12 protein-coding genes and 5 pseudogenes are annotated in these 20,707 nt (G+C 62.0%); 16 read left to right on the forward strand and 1 reads right to left on the reverse strand.

Going from position 1 to position 20,707, the window contains the following annotated elements:
• The 8 genes and pseudogenes from N0Q91_RS29530 (at position 1) to N0Q91_RS29565 (ending at position 10,854) form a co-directional block, all read left to right on the forward strand.
• Positions 1-970, forward strand: a pseudogene (locus N0Q91_RS29530) (heparin lyase I family protein).
• 220 nt (positions 971-1,190) lie between these two features.
• Positions 1,191-3,083 (forward strand): ABC transporter ATP-binding protein, encoded by a 1,893-nt coding sequence (locus N0Q91_RS29535; protein ID WP_275599015.1) that lies wholly within the window; start codon positions 1,191-1,193, stop codon positions 3,081-3,083.
• Positions 3,080-4,981 carry an ABC transporter substrate-binding protein gene (locus tag N0Q91_RS29540; protein WP_275599016.1) on the forward strand — a complete coding sequence of 634 codons (1,902 nt, stop codon included), beginning with the start codon at positions 3,080-3,082 and terminating at the stop codon, positions 4,979-4,981. Before N0Q91_RS29535 ends, N0Q91_RS29540 begins: the two co-directional genes overlap by 4 nt.
• 1 nt (position 4,982) lies before the next feature.
• The gene (locus N0Q91_RS29545; protein WP_275599017.1) at positions 4,983-5,981 is read left to right on the forward strand and encodes an ABC transporter permease; all 999 of its coding nucleotides are present in this window, start codon (positions 4,983-4,985) and stop codon (positions 5,979-5,981) included.
• Positions 5,978-7,153 carry an ABC transporter permease gene (locus tag N0Q91_RS29550; RefSeq protein WP_275599018.1) on the forward strand — a complete coding sequence of 392 codons (1,176 nt, stop codon included), beginning with the start codon at positions 5,978-5,980 and terminating at the stop codon, positions 7,151-7,153. The genes N0Q91_RS29545 and N0Q91_RS29550 overlap by 4 nt, the downstream gene beginning before the upstream one ends.
• A 79-nt stretch (positions 7,154-7,232) precedes the next feature.
• Complete coding sequence (locus N0Q91_RS29555; RefSeq protein ID WP_275599019.1) at positions 7,233-8,447, forward strand: glycosyltransferase family protein; 1,215 nt, start codon at positions 7,233-7,235, stop codon at positions 8,445-8,447.
• Between the two features lie 6 nt (positions 8,448-8,453).
• A complete protein-coding gene (locus tag N0Q91_RS29560; protein ID WP_275599020.1) occupies positions 8,454-9,701 on the forward strand; it encodes a glycosyltransferase family 4 protein in 1,248 nt (415 codons plus the stop codon).
• Positions 9,683-10,854: pseudogene (locus N0Q91_RS29565) on the forward strand (glycosyltransferase family protein). Before N0Q91_RS29560 ends, N0Q91_RS29565 begins: the two are co-directional and overlap by 19 nt.
• Before the next feature lie 127 nt (positions 10,855-10,981).
• On the opposite strand, the pseudogene N0Q91_RS29570 reads toward N0Q91_RS29565, so the two are convergent.
• A pseudogene (locus N0Q91_RS29570) lies at positions 10,982-11,391 on the reverse strand (class I SAM-dependent methyltransferase); the annotation flags it as partial.
• Positions 11,392-11,663: 272 nt separating this feature from the next.
• Between N0Q91_RS29570 and N0Q91_RS29575 the strand changes: the two are divergent.
• The 8 genes and pseudogenes from N0Q91_RS29575 (at position 11,664) to N0Q91_RS29610 (ending at position 20,703) form a co-directional block, all read left to right on the forward strand.
• Positions 11,664-14,374, forward strand: a pseudogene (locus tag N0Q91_RS29575) (ABC transporter transmembrane domain-containing protein).
• A gap of 95 nt (positions 14,375-14,469) precedes the next feature.
• On the forward strand, positions 14,470-14,934 hold the full coding sequence (locus N0Q91_RS29580; protein WP_100670470.1) for a cyclic nucleotide-binding domain-containing protein: 465 nt from the start codon (positions 14,470-14,472) through the stop codon (positions 14,932-14,934).
• Positions 14,935-15,014: 80 nt separating this feature from the next.
• On the forward strand, positions 15,015-15,764 hold the full coding sequence (locus N0Q91_RS29585; RefSeq protein WP_275599021.1) for an FkbM family methyltransferase: 750 nt from the start codon (positions 15,015-15,017) through the stop codon (positions 15,762-15,764).
• A gap of 113 nt (positions 15,765-15,877) precedes the next feature.
• Positions 15,878-16,971, forward strand: a pseudogene (locus N0Q91_RS29590) (LacI family DNA-binding transcriptional regulator).
• On the forward strand, positions 16,968-17,990 hold the full coding sequence (locus tag N0Q91_RS29595) for an ABC transporter substrate-binding protein (protein WP_275599022.1): 1,023 nt from the start codon (positions 16,968-16,970) through the stop codon (positions 17,988-17,990). Before N0Q91_RS29590 ends, N0Q91_RS29595 begins: the two are co-directional and overlap by 4 nt.
• 88 nt (positions 17,991-18,078) lie before the next feature.
• The gene (locus N0Q91_RS29600; protein ID WP_018097071.1) at positions 18,079-18,906 is read left to right on the forward strand and encodes an ABC transporter permease; all 828 of its coding nucleotides are present in this window, start codon (positions 18,079-18,081) and stop codon (positions 18,904-18,906) included.
• The gene (locus N0Q91_RS29605; protein WP_018097070.1) at positions 18,903-19,682 is read left to right on the forward strand and encodes an ABC transporter permease; all 780 of its coding nucleotides are present in this window, start codon (positions 18,903-18,905) and stop codon (positions 19,680-19,682) included. Before N0Q91_RS29600 ends, N0Q91_RS29605 begins: the two co-directional genes overlap by 4 nt.
• Positions 19,675-20,703 (forward strand): ABC transporter ATP-binding protein, encoded by a 1,029-nt coding sequence (locus N0Q91_RS29610; protein ID WP_275599023.1) that lies wholly within the window; start codon positions 19,675-19,677, stop codon positions 20,701-20,703. The genes N0Q91_RS29605 and N0Q91_RS29610 overlap by 8 nt, the downstream gene beginning before the upstream one ends.
• Positions 20,704-20,707 lie beyond the last annotated feature (4 nt).

Here is a 20,707-nt window from a genome sequence, read left to right on the forward strand (position 1 = left end):
ATGTTTCGTATAGCTCTACTGGCCGCGGCGATTGCCTTGCCGAGTTCTCACTTATGCCCAGTCGGCGGAGGAGCCGGCAGTCTACGAACGGAAATTGTTCGATGGTTTCGAGGGCACGGATTTCGCGCCTGAAGGGGGGCTCTACTACCGCAAGAATTTCGAGCAGAGCGCCGGCACATACGAGTTCCAGAGCGCCGTCAAACGCAGCGGCAACGGAGGGCTGAAGCTTAGCATCGTGCCGAATTGCCCTGCGGATCACGACGGCTGCAGCGAACGCGCGGAGATCTGGGAAAAGACCGAGTTGCGAGTACCCTACGACAAGGGGGTCTGGTACGGCTTCTCGGTAAAGTTCGACGATCCGGTGCCGAGCGACGACCACCGCTATCTCATCGCACAGTGGAAGCGAGAGATCGATCCCGGTGCCGAGGGCGACTTCAGCCCCTTCCTGGCGCTGCGCATGAATTTTGGAAAGCTCTTCGCCACGGTCGAAACCAACGATCTGCCTCCGGTCACCGCCGGCCCTGATGGCGTAGCGGCGCGTTGCGCCCCAGGCCAGGCGCCGGTCTGGCTCCGTCCGGAAGTCAACCAGATGCGCATGCTGGTGGCGACCGACGGCAACTGGAAGCCGGAAGACGGCAGCCTCTTCAATTCATGCACGGACGGGATCACCATTACCAGCCATGGCAATCCCTTGCCGGATCCGAAGTCCGGCTGGATCGATTTCGTCGTCTTCACGAAACCCGGTCCCGACGGCTCGGGCCACATAGAGCTCTTTGCCAACGGCCAGCCGATCGTTTCCGTCAAAGGCCATGTGGGCCATGCGGACAAGGGCCTCGGTGAGAACCAGTACTTCAAGTTCGGACCTTATCGGGCCGCCGATACGACCGATTGGACGCTCTATTACGACGATTTCCGGCGTTCGCCGCGCTGCGAGGACGTCCTGACCAACGGCAGCTGCCCCTTCTCTTAATGCCGCTCCACGCTTCCTGACCTTCCGGTGGCCTGCTGGACAGCCCGTTTAACCTAGGCTACTGTTTTTGAGTGGCAAAAAGTTACGGTGCCTCCGGCGGGGCTAGCTTTGCACGCGGGGTCAGACGCGCGGCGCTGCAGAAAGTGGCTGCATGATTTTATTTTGGGGGCGGCCTCGAGTTGGAATTGTGCAGGAGGGGTATTGAGGGAAGCGTGCTGCGATGACGTCAGGAGCGGACCTGCTGCGAGTTGAGGGTCTGCGGATCACATTCTCGGTGCTAGGCGGCGAGGTTGAAGCCGTTCGGGGAGCGAATTTCAGAATTCTGCCCGGAAGGGTGACGGCGCTCGTCGGCGAGTCCGGGTCCGGCAAGTCGGCCATCAGCCAGGCGATCATGGGCATCCTGCCGAGCGTGGCAAGCGTCGGCGGCCGGGTGTTGTTCAACGATCCCGAAGCCGATGCAAAGGGCGTCGACCTGCTTTCGCTGGATACGGACGGGCGCGATATCCAGGAGATCCGCGGCGCACGCATCAGCAAGATCTTCCAGGAACCGATGACCTCGCTGTCGCCGCTTCACACGATCGGCAACCAGATTTCGGAAGTGCTGAAGATCCATACGGATACCGACAAGGCAGGGCGCCGCGAGAGGACGGAGGAACTGCTCGGCTATGTCGGCTTTTCCGATCCGAAGCGGGCATACGACATGTATCCCTTCGAACTTTCCGGCGGCATGCGACAGCGAGCGATGATCGCGATGGCGCTGATCTGCCGACCGGCGCTGCTCATCGCGGACGAACCGACGACGGCCCTCGACGTGACGGTTCAGGCGCAAATATTGCAGCTTTTGCGCGAGCTTCAAAGCAAGCTCAACATGGCCATGCTTCTGATCACCCACGATCTCGGGGTCGTTGCCAACATGGCCGACGAGGTGGTCGTTATCTACCATGGCGAGATCGTCGAGGCAGGACCCGTGGATGCGATCTTCCGTAATCCCCGGCATCCCTATCTCAAGGGTTTGATGGCCGCCGTGCCGCACTTCGACATGAAACCGGGCGAGCGGCTGAAGGCGTTGCGCGAGGTGCCGGTCAAGGCCGGCGCGATCGTCGGCGACCGCGAAGTCAAGAAAGCCGCGGGTCCCAATGTCCTCGTGTCCGTCCGCAACCTTTCGAAGACGTTTTCCACGCGCAGCTCCGGCTGGTTCGGCAGCGGCACCGCATATCGGCATCGCGCTGTAGACAATGTCAGCTTCGACATCCGCCGCGGTGAATGCCTCGGGCTCGTCGGCGAAAGCGGCTGCGGCAAGACGACCGTCAGCAAGATCCTCATGCGGGCCGTGACGCCTGACAAGGGCACGATTACCTTCGACGACGGGGAGGGCGCGCTTGACGTCCTGAAGCTCGACGGCGGGGAACTCAAGGCTTTGCGGGCGAAGATCCAGATGGTCTTCCAGGATCCCGTCTCGTCGCTTTCGCCGCGCATGACCGTAAAGAACATCCTCAGCGAGCCGCTGGAGATTCACGGCCGAGGGACGCCGAAATCGCGTGAGGAACACGTTCGCTCCCTTTTGCAGGCGGTCGGGCTCGACCAGCGTTTCATCAATCGTTATCCCCACAGCTTCTCCGGCGGCCAAAGGCAGCGCATCGGGATCGCCCGGGCGCTCGCGCTCGTGCCGCAGCTTCTGATCTGCGATGAACCCGTTTCTGCGCTCGATGTTTCGGTGCAGGCACAGATCCTGAATCTTCTCAAGGACTTGCAGAAAGAGCTCGGTCTGACGATGCTGTTCATCTCGCACAACCTCGCGGTCGTCGACTACATGGCCGACCGGATCGCGGTCATGTGCGCGGGCCGGATCGTGGAGCTGGCGCCGCGCGAGGTGCTGATGCGCAATCCGGCCCACCCCTACACGAAGTCGCTCCTCGCCGCCGTTCCCTATCCCGACCTCGACCGTAAGCTCGACTTCGATTCCCTTGCGGCGAGCGGCGGATCGGACCAGGAGCGCTGGGGCGCACAATTTTCCGACGGCGGCGAGAACGGTGCTCTTATTCCCGCCGACCTCGGTGGCGGGCACTATGTCCTCGCCCGCGAATTGGTGGATGCCAGGGAGTTACGCCGATGATCACCCGAAGAACCGCGCTTGGCATTCTCGCGTCGGCTGCGTTTCCAAAAGCAATGCTCGCGGCCGCAGGCGGAACCGACGCGCTCGCCGCCCTCGTTCAGGAAGGCAAGCTTCCGCCGGTCGGCGAACGATTGCCGAAGACGCCGAGGGTGATCGATGTCGCGGCGATGGGACGAAAGGCCGGCCGCCACGGCGGCACGATCCGCAGCCTGATCGGCAGTGCGAAGGACATTCGCCTGATGACGATCTACGGCTATACCCGCCTGGTCGGCTACGACGAGAAGCTCAATCTCCAGCCCGATATTCTCGAAAGCTACGAGACGGTCGAGGATCGTATCTTCACCTTTCATCTGCGCGAGGGCCACAAGTGGTCGGACGGCACGCCTTTGACGGCCGAGGACTTCCGCTATTGCTTCGAAGACGTGCTCCTTAACGAGAATCTGACCCCGGCCGGCCTGCCGCCGGCGATGGTCATGGACGGGCAGGCGCCTAAGTTCGAAATCGTTGACGAGCGAACGGTCCGCTATTCCTGGCCGATGCCGAACCCGGTTTTCCTGCAGGAACTCGCTGCACCACAGCCGCTGGTCGTCGTCATGCCCTCGGCCTATCTCAAGCAGTTCCACACAAAATATCAGGACGAGGACAAGCTGAAGACGTTCCTGAAGGAACAGCGGGTCAAGAAGTGGAGCCAGCTGCACATGCGGATGGCGCGCTCTTACCGGCCCGAAAATCCGGATTTGCCGACCCTCGACCCGTGGCGCAACACCACGCCCCTGCCGGCCGAACAGTTCATGTTCGAACGCAATCCCTATTACCATCGGGTGGACGAAAACGGCTTGCAATTGCCTTATATCGACCGGTTCGTGCTCAGCGTCAGTTCGTCCTCACTCATTCCGGCGAAGGCCGGCACGGGCGAAAGCGACCTGCAGGCCTATGGGGTCGATTTCGTTGACTATACCTATCTCAAAGATGCGGAGAAGCGGCACCCGGTCGAGGTAAAGCTCTGGAAGAAGACGTCGGGGTCACGCCTGGCGCTGCTGCCGAACCTCAACTCTGCCGACCCGGTGTGGCGGCCGCTGCTCAGGGACGTGCGCGTCCGTCGTGCGCTGTCGCTTGCAATCGACCGTCGCGAAATCAACATGGCCGCATTTTATGGGCTGACGAAGGAAAGCGCCGACACTGTGCTGCCTGAAAGTCCTCTCTTCCGGCCCGAATTCGCGAATGCCTGGATCGCCCATGATCCGGAACAGGCGAACGCGCTGCTCGACGCGGCCGGACTGGCCAAGCGCGGCGGCGACGGAATCCGTATTCTTCCCGACGGCCGAAAGGCGCAGATCGTCGTAGAGACGGCCGGCGAAAGCACGCTCGATACCGATGTGCTGCAGCTCATAACCGATTACTGGCGCGAGGTCGGCATTTCGCTGTTCATTCGCACCTCGCAGCGCGATACCTTCCGCAGCCGCGCGGTCGGCGGCGAGATCATCATGTCGATGTGGTTCGGTCTCGACAACGGCGTGCCGACCGCGGACATGAGCCCCAGCCAGCTTGCACCGACCACGGACGACCAGCTGCAGTGGCCCGTCTGGGGTTTGAACTATATGTCGCATGGCGAAATGGGCGAGGCACCCGACCTTCCCGCGGTCGTCGAGCTCCTCGACCTGCTCAAGCGCTGGAGGCATTCCGCGGACGATGCCGAGCGGGCTGACATCTGGAGACAGATGTTGTCCATCTACACGGATCAGGTCTTCTCGATCGGGCTGGTCAACAGCTCGCTGCAGCCGATCCTCGTCACGAAGAAGCTGCGCAATTTCCCCGATGAAGGGTTGTACGGTTTCGACCCGACGAGCTACCTCGGCGCCTACAAGCCCGACACCTTCTGGCTGGAACAGGACGACTGAGATGCTGCGGTACATTCTCTGGCGCATCGCAGTCATGGTCCCGACGCTCCTCATCATCTCCGCGCTCGTCTTCGCCATCATCGAACTGCCCCCGGGCGACTATTTCGAAAGCTACATTGCCGAGATCAGGGCGCAGGGCGAGGGCGTCAACATGGAACAGATCGAGGCGCTGCGTAAGCAGTATGGCTTCGACCAGCCGCCGATCCTGCGCTATGTCCACTGGGTCGCGGGGATGCTCCAGGGCGATTTCGGTTATTCCTTCGAATATGAATTGCCGGTGAGCGAGGTCGTCGGCGAGCGCCTGTGGCTCACGGTCCTGGTCTCCTTCTTCACCATCATCTTCACCTGGGTCATCGCGTTTCCGATCGGCCTCTATGCTGCCACGCACCAGTACAGCTGGGGCGACTACGGCCTGTCGCTGATCGGACTCATCGGCATCGCAATCCCGAATTTCATGCTGGCCCTGGTCCTCATGTATTTCGCCAATATCTGGTTCGGAACTTCGATCGGCCATTTGATGGACCAGAAGTATCTTTCCGAGCCGATGAGTTGGGAAAAGGCGAAGTCGATACTGGAGCATATCTGGATCCCGGTCATCATCGTCGGCGCGGCCGGTACCGCCGGCATGATCCGGCGCCTCAGGGCCAATCTGCTCGACGAACTCCAGAAGCAATATGTCGTGACCGCCCGCGCCAAGGGGCTTTCGCCCACCCGAACCCTGCTCAAATATCCGCTGCGCATGGCGCTCAATTTCTTCATTTCGGATATCGGGTCGATCCTGCCGGCGATCATTTCGGGTGCGGAAATCACGGCAATCGTGCTGTCCCTCGAAACCACCGGACCGATGCTGATCAAGGCGCTGCAGAGCCAGGACATGTATCTCGCCGGGTCGTTCCTGATGTTCCTCGCGTTCCTCACCGTGATCGGAGTGCTGGTTTCCGATCTGGCGCTCGCCGTCCTCGATCCTCGAATTCGTCTGCAAGGCAGGAGCACAAAGTGACGTCACCGATCCCGGCGCCCGGCGAGCCCCTTCCGCACTACGTTTCGACCGCGCCCTTCGACCCCTATTCCGTGGAGGTCATGACCGAGGAGCAGGTGCGGGTGAACCAGGCATCGCAGCTGCGTCTGATGTGGTGGAAGTTCAAGCGCCACAAGGTCGCGCTCGTCTCGGGCATCTTCCTCGCGATGCTCTACGGGATGATCCTGATCTGCGAGTTTCTCGCGCCCTACAACCTGCATACACGCAATGTCGATTTCATCTACGCGCCGCCGCAGAGCGTTCGCTTTTTCCACGAGGGTGAATTCGTCGGCCCCTTCGTCTACGGCCGGACGATGAAGCTGGACATGGACACGCTGAAGCGCAACTACACGGACGATACGACGGCCGTCGAGCGGATCCGGTTCTTCTGCCGCGGGGACGACTACCGTTTCTGGGGTTTGTTCGAAAGCAATCTGCATCTGGTTTGCCCGGCGGAGGGAGGGCAGCTTTTCCTCCTGGGCACGGACCGTCTCGGCCGCGACGTGCTGTCGCGGATCATCTACGGAGCGCGGATATCGCTGACGATCGGACTTCTCGGCATCACCGTCAGCTTCGTTCTCGGCATCGTCATCGGTGGGCTTGCCGGATATCATGGCGGGATCTTCGACCTTGTGGTTCAGAGACTGATCGAAGTCCTGCAGTCGATCCCGAGCATTCCGCTGTGGCTTTCCCTGGCGGCGATCATGCCGGCGACATGGAGCCCGCTTCTCATCTATCTGGGTATAACCGTCATCCTGGGCCTTCTCGACTGGACCGGCCTTGCGCGCGCCGTGCGCTCGAAGCTGCTGGCGCTCAGGGAGGAAGACTATGTCCTTGCCGCGCAGTTGATGGGCGCGAAAAGCGGACGCATCATAGGGCGCCACCTCGTTCCGGGCTTCATGTCCCATCTCATCGCCACGGCAACGATCTCCATACCCGGCATGATCCTTGGAGAAACGGCGCTGAGCTTCCTCGGCCTGGGGCTGCGTCCTCCGATAACCAGCTGGGGCATCCTGCTCACCGAGGCAAAGAGCGTCAGCGTCATTGCCTTCTATCCGTGGCTGCTTTTCCCCACGATCCCGGTCATTCTTGTGATATTGGCGTTCAACTTCCTGGGAGACGGGTTGCGCGACGCCGCCGATCCCTACAAATAAGCCCCGGTATCGCTGTTGGCTGCAAGCGATCGCTGCAATAGACTTCGACGTTTCTATCTTTGAGCGAAAGGTTTTTCGTATGACACGGCGCTTCGAGGATGCCCGCATCCTCATGTACAGCCACGATACCTTCGGGCTCGGCCATCTCAGACGTTGTCGCGCCATCGCCCATGCCCTGGTGGAAGATTACAGCGGACTGCAGATCCTGATCATCTCCGGTGCGACAATCGCCGGCGCCTTCGATTATCGCGCCCGCGTCGACTTCGTGAAGATTCCGAGCGTCATAAAGCTCCGAAACGGCGAATATACTTCGCTGGACCGCCACATCGAGCTGCACGAAACGTTGAAAATGCGGCAGTCGATCATCCGTTCGACGGCGGAAAACTTCCGGCCGGATATTTTCGTCGTCGACAAGGAGCCGATGGGCCTGCGCGGCGAGGTGGAGGATACGCTCGCCTACCTGAAGACGCACGGCACCAGGCTGGTGCTTGGCCTAAGGGAAGTGATGGACTCGCCGCACCTCCTGGAAGAGGAATGGAAGCGGCGCGACACGATGCGCAAGATCGAGCAGTTCTATGATTCGATTTGGGTCTACGGACCGCCGGATTTCTACGATCCGCTGGTCGGGCTCGACGTGCCCGTTGCCGTGCGCGATCGCATGAACTTCGTCGGCTTTCTGCAAAGAAGCGTTTCCCACGATGCGCTGCACGGCCATAAGCCGGAAGGCGACTACATACTGGTCACCACCGGCGGCGGCGGCGACGGAGCGGACCTCATCCATGACGTGATCCACGCCTATCAGGAGGATCCCGAACTCACGCATAACGCGCTCGTCGTCCTCGGCCCCTACATGCCCGCAAAGCAGCGCAACAAGCTGATCAAGAAGGGAAGCAAGATCCCATTCATCAAGATTATCGAGTTCGACAATCGCATGGAGGAACTGGTAGCCGGCGCCAGGGGTGTGGTGTCGATGGGCGGCTACAACACCTATTGCGAGATTCTCTCTTTCGACAAGCCTGCTCTGATCGTGCCGCGTCTTCAGCCACGCGAAGAACAATTGATCCGCGCCCAGCGTGCCTCCGCACTCGGGCTCGTCGACATGCTGCTTCCGCAGGAAGCGGAGGAGCCGCTGCGCCTTGCTGCGGCCCTGAAGGCGCTGCCGCAGCGCGCACCGCCGTCGCTCCGCGCCAATGGCCTGAGGCTGGAAGGCCTCGTCCACATATCCGACATCGTCGGCGAATGGCTCGATCATAGATCGAAGGAGCATTTGGCCGTCGTGAAAAGATCGAACTGAAGACACGTGTTACCGAAACCGAAGATCGCCGTCGTGCTGAAGGGTTATCCACGCCTTTCGGAAACGTTCATTGCGCAGGAACTGCTGGGCCTCGAAAGAGCAGGGCATGAGCTCGTCCTGGTCGCCCTGCGCCGTCCGACCGACAGGAAGCGCCATCCCGTCCATGACGAAATACGCGCGGCCGTCCATTACCTGCCTGAATATCTGCATGAGGAGCCGTGGCGCGTTCTCCGCGCGCTGGTGAAGACCGTCCGGAAGCCCGGCTTCCGGCGCGTGCTCGGGCCGTTCCTCCGGGACCTCGCGCGAGACGTTTCACGCAACCGCTTCCGCCGTCTCGGCCAGGCGCTGGTGCTCGTAACCGAATGGCCGGAAGACGCCGCGTGGCTGCATGCCCATTTCATTCACACGCCGGCCTCGGTAACGGACTATGCGAGCATCATCACCGGCATACCCTGGACTTGCTCCGCCCATGCAAAGGACATCTGGACCTCTGAGGATTGGGAGCTTTCGGGCAAGCTCGACCGGGCCCGCTGGACTGTGACCTGCACCCGAAGCGGCTATGAGCATCTGCGGGACCTGTCGAAGGACCAGACCCGGGTCCATCTGAGCTATCACGGCCTCGATCTCGATCGTTTCCCGGCCTTCGAAGGCGAGCATACCCGGCGCGACGGCTCGGATCCCGACGATCCGGTGCGCATCGTCAGCGTCGGGCGCGCCGTTCCCAAGAAGGGATATGACGTCCTCCTGAAGGCGCTGTCGTTGTTGCCTGCGGATGCCAACTGGCGCTTCGAGCACATCGGTGCGGGAGAGCTCACCGGCCGGCTCCAGGCGCTTGCTGCAAAGCTTGGCATCGAGGATCGCGTCCGCTGGCACGGGGCGCTCGATCAAAAGGACGTTTTGGACCGCTACCGCGAGGCCGACATCTTCGCACTGGCCTGTCGGGTGACGGCCAATGGCGACCGCGACGGGCTGCCGAATGTGCTGGTGGAGGCGTCGAGCCAGCGGCTTGCCTGTATCTCGACCGCAGTCTCCGGCATTCCCGAACTTCTCGAAGATGGCAAAAACGGGCTGGTGGTGCCGCCGGAAAGCCCGGAGCCTCTTGCTGCGGCACTGGAGCGATTGATCCGCGACCCGGAGCTTCGCCGGCGACTTGGCGCCGCCGGCGAACGGCGCGTGCGCAACGAGTTCGACCATCACTCCAGCGTCGGTCAGCTGGTCGGGCTCTTCGAAAGCGAATGGAGAAGAAGCCCTTGAGCAGGCCTCGCGTCTTATTCTATGTGCAGCATCTACTCGGTATCGGGCATCTGGCGCGCGCGAGCCGCATTGCCGGAGCGCTGGTCGAGCAGGAGTTCGAGGTCACGATGGTGACCGGCGGCACGCCGGTGCCGGGCTTTCCGGGGAAGGCGTGCAGACCGTCGCACTGCCGGCGGTGACTGCCGGCGACAAAGGGTTTTCCGGGCTTGTCGACGGCGACGGAAACCCGGTCACGGCCGCTTTTCAGGAGCACCGACGGGATCTGCTCATCGAGGCGTTCCGACGCGCGGAACCGGACGTCGTCATCATCGAGGCCTTCCCCTTCGGGCGTCGGCAGATGCGGTTCGAACTGCTGCCGCTGCTCGCTGAAATTGCGGCGAGCGACCGGCCGCCGCTCGTGGCGACGTCGCTGCGCGACATTCTGCAGGAGAGGGTCAAGCCTGGAAGGGCCGAAGAGACCGTCGACCTCGTCAAGAACCATTTCGATCTTGTATTCGTTCACGGCGATCCCGGATTCGCCCGCATCGAGGAAACATTTCCCCTTGCCGACGAAATCCGCGACAAGGTCGTCTATACGGGCCTCGTCGCCCCGCCGCCGCCGAATGAAGCGGCCGAGAAATTCGACATTGTGGTTTCGGCGGGCGGAGGCGCTGTCGGCAGGGAGCTGATCGGCGCGGCGCTCGAGGCCGCGAAGCTTCTGCCGAATGCGCTTCGCTGGTGCCTGATAACAGGCCCGAACCTGCCGCAGGCGGATTTCGACACATTCGCGGCCGCGGCTCCGGAGGGCGTCAGCCTCTTTCGTTTCCGGCGGGATTTCGGTGGCTTGCTCGGCGGTGCCCGCCTTTCCGTCTCGCAGGCCGGCTACAACACCGTGTGCGACATTCTGCGTGCCGGATGCGCATGCCTCCTCATCCCCTTTACCGCGGGTGGCGAGACCGAACAGAGCACGCGGGCGGCACGGCTCGAACAGCTCGATCTCGCCGGGGTGCTGCCGGAGGAGGGGATCACGCCCGAGCTTCTGGCCGCGAAGGTGAGGGCGATGCTTGCACGACCGAGGCCGGCCATCCCGCCGCTCGACCTCGACGGAGCCGCAGGAACGGCGAGGATCATCGGTGAGCGCCTTTTGTCGAGACAGCGCTTTAGATCACGATGATTTAGGTCGGATCGACCTGGATCATGATGTGCTAATAAGTCGAGACGAGGCAAGCAGGCGGAAAACCGCACTTTTCCTCATCCCGCTCCAGGAGTTAGACCGACCCGATCAGCATGACGCGCGTGGCGAGTTGCTCGCAGCTCGTGTTGGTCAGCAGCTCCGCATTCAGGGCGCGATAGTCGAGCGTGTGCGTATCGGCTCGACCGCGGGATCGAGGTCGCAGCTCACGGCGAATTCGATGTCGAAGCGCAAATCTTCGAGCAGCATGGCCGACAGGACGCCGTACCTGCCGCCGAGCACGACGACCCGGCGACAATCTGCGCCGATGCTCTCGAAGAGCTTGTCGCACCCACATCTTTCAGTCGACCTGCTTGTGGTTGAAAGCGTTGGCAATGTTCGCGTGCGGATGCTTCGCAATGACCCTGGCTATGCCACCGACGAGCCGGCTGCCGGAATACGCAGCCAACCCCGGGCAAGGTCATGGGCGCTTTCGCGCCAATCTTCGCGAAGGCGGGAAGAGTGGCTGGCATGCGTCATGCGGCTGTTGTAAGCTCACGGCCAGTTGAGCGCAAGGCGCCGGAGTGGGCCGCAGGAGTGGAGGCAAGACGCCTGCGCAGATGAGCGGTACTGCATATCTATCGAGGCTTGACATAGCGCATCGCTCTGCTCTCATGCCGGGTAGTCACGATTTCGTGGAGGCAGCGCAGGCCCATTGACGATCAGGCGGACCGGCACCAAGTGCGGCGCTGTAGTCCGCCGGCAGAACAGCCGAGCGATCCCGAATTTCAGATAGGTCTCTTTACCGGCACATGGAACCACGTCTTTCCCGCTACATCTGGACTCACACCCGCAAGCAGCAGCTCTGGATATTGCTGGTCGTGGCGCTGTCGATGGTTCCCTATTTCCTGTCGTTCGATCTGCCGAAGCAGATCGTCAACGGACCGATCCAGGGTGCAGGTTTCGACGGCCCCGAGGCGACTCAACCGTTCCTGCCGATTTCGTTCAACCTGCCGTTCTTCGGTGAGGTCAACCTCTTCTCGGGTTTCGATCTCGGCAGGGAAGGCATGCTGCTGGCCTTGAGCCTGGTATTCCTGCTGCTCGTGATCATCAACGGGCTCTTCAAATTCTATATCAACACCTACAAGGGCCGGCTCGGCGAACGGCTTCTGCGGCGAATCCGCTTCGAGCTCGTCGACCGGGTTCTGCGCTTTCCCCCGGCTATCTCAAGCGCGTCAAGCCGGCCGAAATCTCGACCATGATCAAGGACGAGGTGGAGCCGATGGGCGGCTTCACAGGAGACGCCTTCGTACAGCCCGCCCTTCTCGGCGGCCAGGCTCTGACGGCGCTCATCTTCATCCTCCTCCAGAGCTTCTGGCTGGGCATCATCGCAGCCTCCATAGTCGCCGTTCAGGCCGTCATTATCCCGCGTATGCGCAGGCGACTGCTGGTGCTCGGCCGCGAGCGTCAGTTGACGGCGCGTGAGCTGTCGGGGCGCGTCAGCGAGATCGTCGACGGCATCGGCACGATCCGCGCCCACGATACCTCGAATTTCGAACGGGCCGACATTGCCGCGCGGCTCGGCCGGATATTCAAGATCCGCTATGATCTCTATCAGTGGAAGTTTCTGGTCAAATTCCTGAACAACTTCCTGGCCCAGGTGACGCCGTTCCTGTTCTATTCGATCGGCGGATATTTTGCGCTTCAGGGCCGGCTCGATATCGGCCAGCTTGTCGCAGTCATCGGCGCCTACAAGGACCTGCCGGGTCCCTTGAAGGAATTGATCGATTGGGACCAGGCGCGCCAGGATGTGCAGGTCAAATATGCCCAGGTCGTCGAACAGTTCAGCGTCGAACCGCTGATCGACCCCAAGGTGCAGGCGATTTCCCTCGACCCGGCAACGCCGCTCACCGGAGCGCTGACGGCCGTCAACCTTTCGGTCGCCGACGATGGCGGCTCGAAGGTCGTGGAACATGTATCGCTGCAGGTCCAACCCGGCGAAACGGTCGCGGTTACCGGGGGTACGTCCGGAGGCGGCGAGGCGCTGGCCGAGGCATTCGGCCGGCTGACCTGGCCCGCAACCGGCCGAATCCTCATAGGCGACGTCGATATTCATGAGTTGCCCGAATCGGTGGTGGGCAGGCGAATATCCTACGCCTCCTCCGACGTCTTTGCCTTCCAGGGCAGCCTCGGCGACAATCTGCTCTACGGGCTCAAGCATGCTCCGTTGACGGAGGTCGTCTATGAGGGCGACAGGGAAGCTCAACGCAGGTGGGAGCTTGTGGAGGCGAAGCTCGCCGGCAATCCGCATTACGACCTGAACAGTGACTGGATCGATTACCCGGCCGCGGGCGCGACGGGGCCGGACGACCTCTTCGCGAAGATCAGAGCCGTGCTGGACGTCGTTCTCTTGAGCAATGACGTCCTGGCGCTTGCTGTCCGTTCGACGATCGATCCGACCGAGCACGAGGCTTTCGCCGGCGAGATCGTGGCGATGCGCAGCGCGCTTCGGCAAAGGCTCGAGGCCGAGAAGCTCAGCGACCTCGTCGTCTTCTTCGAACCGGGCTCCTACAATGTCGAGGCGACCGTCGGGGAGAACCTGCTCTTCGGCACGGTCACCGACAGCAACCGATGGGAGAAGGCGCTCGAGGACCATCCCTTCTTCAAGACCGTTTTGAAGCGGGCGGGCCTGCACGAGACCTTCTACGAGATGGGGCTGGAAATCGCCGAGAACGTCGTTGAACTGTTCCGCGACTTGCCGCCGGACCACCCGTTCTTCCAGCAGCTCACCTTCATGACGGCCGAGGAAATCCCCGCCTACGAGGCGCTTCTTCAGAAGGTGAGGGGAAAGCCGCTCGAGGAGGTGTCCGAGGATGATGCCATCAGGATCATCCGCCTGTGTTTCGGCTATATCGAGCCGCGGCATCGCTTCGGTCTCCTGACGGACGATCTCATGCAGAAGATCGTCGAGGCGCGCCGTGAGTTCAGCGACGGCCTCCCGGCCGATCTCGTCGGCATCATCGAGCATTACCAGCCGGACCGCTACATGGCCTCGGCGACGATCCTGGACAACGTGCTGTTCGGCCGCATCGGCCACAAGCACACGGACGGGTCCGAGCGGATACGCGCAATCGTGCGTGACCTGTTCGAGTCGCTTGGGCTTTACAACAAGGTGCTCGTGTTCGGGCTGGATTTCGACGTCGGCGCCGGCGGCAAGCGATTGACGTCCGGCCAGCGCCAGAAGCTCAATCTCGCGCGTGCCCTGATCCGGGTCTCGGATTTCTACGTCTTCAATCAGCCGCTTCTGGCGCTCGACCAGCGCACGCAGGATCAGATCACCCGGAAGGCCTTCGCTTTCCTGAGGGATGGCGAGCGAAAGCCCGCTATATTGTGGGTTCTTGCCAATCAGGATCTGGCGGAACTCTTCGACCGCGTCGCCCATTTCGAAAACGGACGGTTGACGCACGACGAACCGGTGGAAACGCACTCAAGAGACAGCGACTACAAGGAACTGGCATCTTGATGTAATATTGTTGTCAGGAGGCAAGCATATGTTCCCGCCGGCCGGGTTAGAACCTGTTTGCACCAAGCGCGACGCATTCGGAGAAGCGGACTGTTATGCTCCTAAAAGATGAAGTGGAAATGCTGCGCCGGATAACGCTGTTTTCCGGACTTCCGCCTGCCAAGCTCAAGCTTCTGGCTTTCACCTCCGACCGGGTGATGTACAGCGCGGGAGAAGATCTGTTTCATCAGGGGGATATCGGCGACGCTGCCTATGTGATCCTTTCGGGCAATGCGGATGTGCTCGTTTCGACGCCGAGCGGACAGCTGAAAGTCGCCGAAGTGGAGCAGAATTCGATCGTTGGCGAGATCGCCATCCTCTGCAACACGCCGCGTACGGCAACCGTCAAGACGACCACCTCACTCGAAGCATTGCGGATCCGGAAGGATGATTTCCTCAAACTATTGGCTGATTTCCCGGAGATGGCAGTCGAGATCATGCGGGTGCTGGCCGACCGTCTCAGCCAGACGACTTCAGAGTTGACGGAGGCGCGCAGCCGCGCCCAGAGGGCAGAGGCCTGAGTTTCGGCCACCCGTACCTGTCTCCCGCAACTTCCCGGAAAACGGTTCCGCTTTGTGAATTCATGCGCTAGAGAAGCGCGATGCGCGCGATCACCTATCACAAGCGAACCGTCTATTTTCCCGACAAGCCGGAAAAGGCACGCTTCTTCAGCCGCCTCCAGGCGGGCCAATGGGAGCCAGGCACCTTTCGCAATATCGCGCGCTTCGTCGACGAGAAAACGACCTATATCGATATCGGCGGGTGGATCGGCGTGACGCCCTATTGGGCGGCGCAAAGCGCCGACAATGTCATCGTTGTCGAACCCGACCCGGTTTGTTTCGGTATCCTCACCGAGATGAAAGACGGAAACGCCGGCGAGGTCGAACTCGTCAACGCGGCTCTCTCGCAGGACGAATGCCTCGTTCTCAATTCAGTGGGTGGCGGTTTCGGAAGCTCCGAAACGTCTGCGCTGATCGCCGACGACACCGGCATGTCCATCGAGGCAAAAACGATCACCATTCCCGAGCTTCAGGCGATGGCGAGGACCGAACGGCTTTGCTTCAAGATCGATATCGAGGGTTACGAGTACAAGGTGCTCGACCAGTTTCGGGCGATCGACCGGAAGAGGACCGCGAGCGTGCTTCTCGCGGTGCATCCGCAAATACTGGCAGCGTCGCTCTCCGGGCCTGCCGTTCTGCGTCTGGCCAGGACTGCGGTGGCGACCCTCCGTCTAATAAGAAGTCTGCGCGGCTTTCGCCTGGAAAACCGGGCGGCGCTCTGGCGCGCGATACGTAAATCGATCTCCAGAGGTGAGATCAAGGGCTTCGACCTGCTCTTCGTCGCGCGGTAGGTGCCCGAGCAGCGCTCGATCCACAGCTTCTTGGGAAAAATGATTCGACAGGGTCAATCGGCTGATATATCGCTGGTTAATCGTTTAATCAGCTTGCGGCGGAAAACTGGACCTTGGCACGTCCCGGACCTAAACTGACGAGGATAGCCACTACTCTCGGCGTCTCCGCGGCGACGGTTTCCAACGCGCTTTCGGGCAAGGGGCGTGTTTCGGCGGAACTTGCCGAAAAGATCCGCGCCACCGCGACGGAGCTCGGTTACGTGCCGAGCCAGGCGGGGCGGGCGCTCAGGACAGGCAGGAGCGGCGTTATCGGGCTGGTGCTGCCCGATATCAGCAATCCGCTTTTTCCCCAGATCGCCCAGGCCATCGAGTTCGCAGCGTCTTCTGCCGGCTACGGCGTGCTGATCGCCGATTCCCGCGGCGACGTCGCGGTCCAGACGAGTGCGGTCGAGCGGCTCATCGAACGGGGCGTCGAGGGCATGGTCATCGTGCCGCGCCGCGGAACCCGCATTGCCGATGTCGGTTGCCCGGTTGCAGTGGTGGACACGCCGTCGACGCCAGGCAACACGGTGGCTGCGGATCACTGGGACGGTGGACGCCAGATCGCCGAACATCTCCTGAAGCTCGGCCATCGGCGCCTGCTGATCATCGGAAACAATCCAGCCTCGAACGTACAGAACGACCGCATTGGCGGCCTTCGCTCGGCTTTGGGTGAAGGCGTGCGCGTCGAGACGCTGTGGATCGAGCGGCTGGAGCAGGTAGCCGGCAGGGGTTGCCCGCTGGGGCTGGCCGGGAAGGTAGCGCAGGGCGTGACTGCCTTCGCGGCAGTCTCCGACCTTCACGCATTGCGAGCGCTGACGGAACTGCAGCGCGCCGGTATCCATGTCCCGGAGCAGGCGAGCGTTACCGGCTTCGACGACCTGATCTGGTCGCCGGTCGTGACGCCGGCGCTGACGACGGTCAGAATGGACATGGCGCGCATCGCAGCGATTGCGATCGAAGCGCTGGTGCAGGCGATCGGCACCCGAGAAGCCGAGCCTCGCCCGCTTGGCGCGCCCGTTGCAGCCACCATTTCGAAAGTGCCCATGCAACTCGTCGTCCGCCAGTCCACGGCGACGCCACCCCCAACGTGCAGCCGCCCCCCAACGTGCAGCCACCCCCCAACGTCCAGCCACCCATTGTCAGCGAAGGAGAACCGCAGCCATGAAGAACATCCTGCTCGCCTCGAGCGCACTTCTCTTGATCGGCGCCCATGCCGCATCCGCTCAGGAGAAGACACTGACCATCTCCGTCTACGGCTTCGCCCAGGACGCGTTCAAGGAGCTGGTCTATGATCCCTTCGAAGCCAAGTGCGGCTGCAAGCTCGTGGTCGAAACCGGCAACAGCGTCGAGCGCCTCGCCAAGATGGAGGCCAACAAGGCAAATCCGGTCATCGACATGGCAGTCGTTTCCATGGCGGACGCGCTTTCCGCTACGAGGGCCGGCCTGATCGAAAAGATTGATACCTCGAAGCTCAGCAATTTCGACAAGCTCTACGACATCGCCAAGGATCCGAACGGCGACGGCATGAGCGTCGGCTACACTTTCTACGCCACCTCGATCGTCTATCGGTCCGATAAGGTGGAAGTCACGTCCTGGGCCGATCTGCTCGGCGACAAGCTCGCCGGGCATGTGGCTCTTCCGAACGTCACGACCAATCAGGGCCCGCCCACGCTCTACATGATCGGTGAGGCGCTGGGGCAGAATGCGCCTGACCTCAAGGCTGCGATCGCCGCCGTCGGCGAGAAGAAGGACGATATCGTCACTTTCTACGTCAAATCCTCGCAACTCGTGCAGTTGATGCAGCAGGAGGAAATCTGGGCAGCGCCGATCGGCCGTTTCTCCTGGGAGGGCTTCACCAAGATGGATCTGCCGATCAAGTGGGCGACTCCGAAGGAGGGCCAGACCGGCGGCATGAACGTCATGGTCCTGGCCAAGGGCTCGAAGAACCAGGATCTGGCGCTTCAGTTCATGGATTTCTGGCTGTCGACGGAAATCCAGACGGCGCTCGCCGAAAAGCTGGTCGACAGCCCGGCCAACAAGGAGGTGAAAGTCTCGCCCGAGATTGCCGAGAATCTCACCTACGGCGAAGAGACGGTCAAGAACCTGAAACTGATCCCGTCGGCCGTGGCGCTCGACAACCGGGAAGCCTGGCTTTCCGAATGGAACGCCAAGGTCGGCCAGTAAGAGCCGGGCTCCTGTTTCGCGCGACGCCAGAATCTGCCGGCGTCGCGCCACGTATCCAACGGCGGCACTGCCGCGGAAAGGCGTAGAGATGTTCCACAACCGGGCCGAGGCGCTGGCGCTTGCCTTGCCGGCGGCCGTGTTCGCCGCCGTCGTCTTTCTGGCGCCGGTTGTCATTCTGCTCGCCGAAGGCTTCCGCAATGCGGAGGGCTGGTCGGTATCCGCCTATACCGGCTTCCTTTCCGATCCGCTCAACCGGACGGTGTTCCTGCGCACGCTGCGGCTCGGCGCGACGGTAACCGTGGTCGCCGCCGTCATCGGCTATGCCGCTGCCTTTGCCATCGTCAACCTGCCGCCGAAGGGCAAGGGCCGGATGATCGGTCTCGTCGTGCTGCCGCTGATGATATCGCCGGTTGCGCGCACCTATGCCTGGATCGTCATTCTGGGAAGGACCGGGATCGTCAATCAGGCACTGACGAGCGTCGGCCTGACGGACGAACCGGTGCGCTTCCTGTTCACGGAGACGGCGGTCTTCGTCGGACTCCTGCAGCTCTTCCTGCCGCTGATGATCCTGGCTCTGATCAGCGCGCTCGAAAACATGCCGAAGGACGCGATCCCCGCCGCGCGGGTACTCGGCGCCAATTGGTTTCAGGTCTTCTGGAAGGTCATTTTGCCGCTCACCAAGGAAGGTCTGGTGATCGGCGGAACGCTCGTCTTCACCGGCTCCCTGACAGCCTATATCACGCCGGCGATCCTCGGGGGCTCCAAGGTCCTGATGCTGGAGACGCTCCTCTATCAGCGTGTGACCGTCGCCAATGATTTCGTCTCCGCAAGCGTCATCGCCTTCATCCTGATCGTCATGAGCTTCGCAGCCAACCTTCTCTTGAAGCGGCTCGCCACCGCGAGGAGCAAGCGATGAATTCCCGTCTTTTCCCGGTAACGGTGCTCGTACTCGTCACCGCGTTTCTGATCGGCCCCTTCTTCATCATCGTCGCGGCATCGCTGTCGGGGGGCGAAACGCTTGCCTTTCCGCCGCAGGGCCTGTCGCTGAAATGGGTCGCAAAGGTCTTCGAGGTCGAGAGCTTCCGCGAGAGCTTCACCATGTCGATGCTGCTTGCCATCGGCGGGACGGCTGCCGCGCTCACCCTCGGCATCCCGGCCTCCTACGCGCTTTCGCGTTACCGGCTGCCTTTCGGCGAAACGGTGCGCACCGTCGTCTCCCTGCCGATCATCGTGCCCGGCATTATCGTCGGCCTCGCGCTGCTGCGCTATCTCGTCGTCCCCTTCGGCTTCAACATCACGCTCGCGCTCTTCCTGGCACACACGGCGCTCGTCTTGCCCTATGCGGTGCGCGTCGTCTCGGCGAGCCTCAACAATCTGCGCTCCGATATCGAGGAGGCCGCCGTGCTGCTCGGCTCGTCGCGTTCAGGCGCCTTTTTCCGTGTGGTCATGCCGAATATCCGCAGCGGCATTCTCGCCGCCTTCATCCTCGGCTTCGTCACCAGCTTCAATCAGGTGCCGGTTTCGCTGTTCCTTTCCGGCCCCGGCGTGCGCACCCTGCCGATCGACATGCTCTCCTACATGGAGATCACCTACGATCCGTCGGTCGCGGCGCTTTCGGCGCTTCTCGCCTTCATGTCCATCGGCATCGTCTTCCTCGCCGAGCGTTTCCTAGGATTTTCCCGCTATGTCTGACCCCGCCTTCCTCAGCCTCGAAAAACTGACGCTCGCCTATGGCGACACCGTCGCGGTGAAGGATCTCGATCTGTCGATCCGAAAAGGCGAGCTTGTCGCCTTTCTCGGACCTTCGGGCTGCGGCAAGACCACGACGATGCGCTCCATCGCCGGCCTGCTGAAGCCGCAATCGGGCCGTATCAGCCTCGACGGCGCCGACATCACCCGCGTCGCCGCGAACAGGCGTTCCGTCGGTCTTGTCTTTCAGTCCTATGCGCTATTCCCGCATCTCACCGTCTTCGAAAATGTCGCCTTCGGTCTGCGGCTGAAGGGCCTCTCCGGCGCTGAGCTCGAATCCCGTGTCGGGACCGGCCTGAAATCCGTCGGGCTGACGAGCTTTGCCGACCGGAAACCGGCCGAGCTTTCCGGCGGTCAGCAGCAGCGCGTAGCACTTGCCCGCTCTATGGTGATGGAGCCGAAGGTGCTTCTTCTCGACGAGCCCCTCTCCAACCTCGACGCGCGGCTGAGGCTCGAGATGCGCACGGAACTGCAGCGGGTCCAGAGGGAAACCGGCGTCACGATGATCTTCGTCACCCATGATCAGGGCGAGGCGCTGTCACTGGCCGACCGCATCGTGGTGATGCTGAACGGTGCGATCGAGCAGATCGGCACGCCGGAAGAGATCTATAACCGGCCGGCCTCCGCCTTCGTGGCCGATTTCGTCGGCTTCGAGAATATCTTTGCCATCGAGAACGGCAAATTGCGCGCCGGACACGGTCCGATCGAGCTTCCCGGGCCTTTGCCGCATGGTGCGGCGGGGCTTGCCTGGCGCCCGCGCATGGTGACCCTGGGGTCAGGTCCTTTCACGGGCACAGTGCGCGGGGCCTCTTTTTCGGGCAGCACGCGCGAATACCTGCTCGATACGCCGCTCGGGGCACTGAAGGCCGAAGTGGATGCGGCCGTGCCCGCGCATGCCGCAGGCACCACGCTCGCCTTCGATCTGCCGCTCGAAAGGGCCGCGAGGCTGGAAAGGTTCAATTGATCCG

This window comes from Sinorhizobium prairiense, assembly GCF_029201645.2.
Taxonomy (GTDB): Bacteria; Pseudomonadota; Alphaproteobacteria; order Rhizobiales; family Rhizobiaceae; genus Sinorhizobium; species Sinorhizobium meliloti_A.

Coding starts and splice junctions, on each gene's coding strand:
- N0Q91_RS29545 (WP_275599017.1), top strand. CDS start 4,983: ATGCTGCGGTACATTCTCTGGCGCATCGCAGTCATGGTCCCGACGCTC.
- N0Q91_RS29580 (WP_100670470.1), top strand. CDS start 14,470: ATGCTCCTAAAAGATGAAGTGGAAATGCTGCGCCGGATAACGCTGTTT.
- N0Q91_RS29540 (WP_275599016.1), top strand. CDS start 3,080: ATGATCACCCGAAGAACCGCGCTTGGCATTCTCGCGTCGGCTGCGTTT.
- N0Q91_RS29605 (WP_018097070.1), top strand. CDS start 18,903: ATGAATTCCCGTCTTTTCCCGGTAACGGTGCTCGTACTCGTCACCGCG.
- N0Q91_RS29600 (WP_018097071.1), top strand. CDS start 18,079: ATGTTCCACAACCGGGCCGAGGCGCTGGCGCTTGCCTTGCCGGCGGCC.
- N0Q91_RS29535 (WP_275599015.1), top strand. CDS start 1,191: ATGACGTCAGGAGCGGACCTGCTGCGAGTTGAGGGTCTGCGGATCACA.
- N0Q91_RS29585 (WP_275599021.1), top strand. CDS start 15,015: ATGCGCGCGATCACCTATCACAAGCGAACCGTCTATTTTCCCGACAAG.
- N0Q91_RS29555 (WP_275599019.1), top strand. CDS start 7,233: ATGACACGGCGCTTCGAGGATGCCCGCATCCTCATGTACAGCCACGAT.
- N0Q91_RS29610 (WP_275599023.1), top strand. CDS start 19,675: ATGTCTGACCCCGCCTTCCTCAGCCTCGAAAAACTGACGCTCGCCTAT.
- N0Q91_RS29595 (WP_275599022.1), top strand. CDS start 16,968: ATGAAGAACATCCTGCTCGCCTCGAGCGCACTTCTCTTGATCGGCGCC.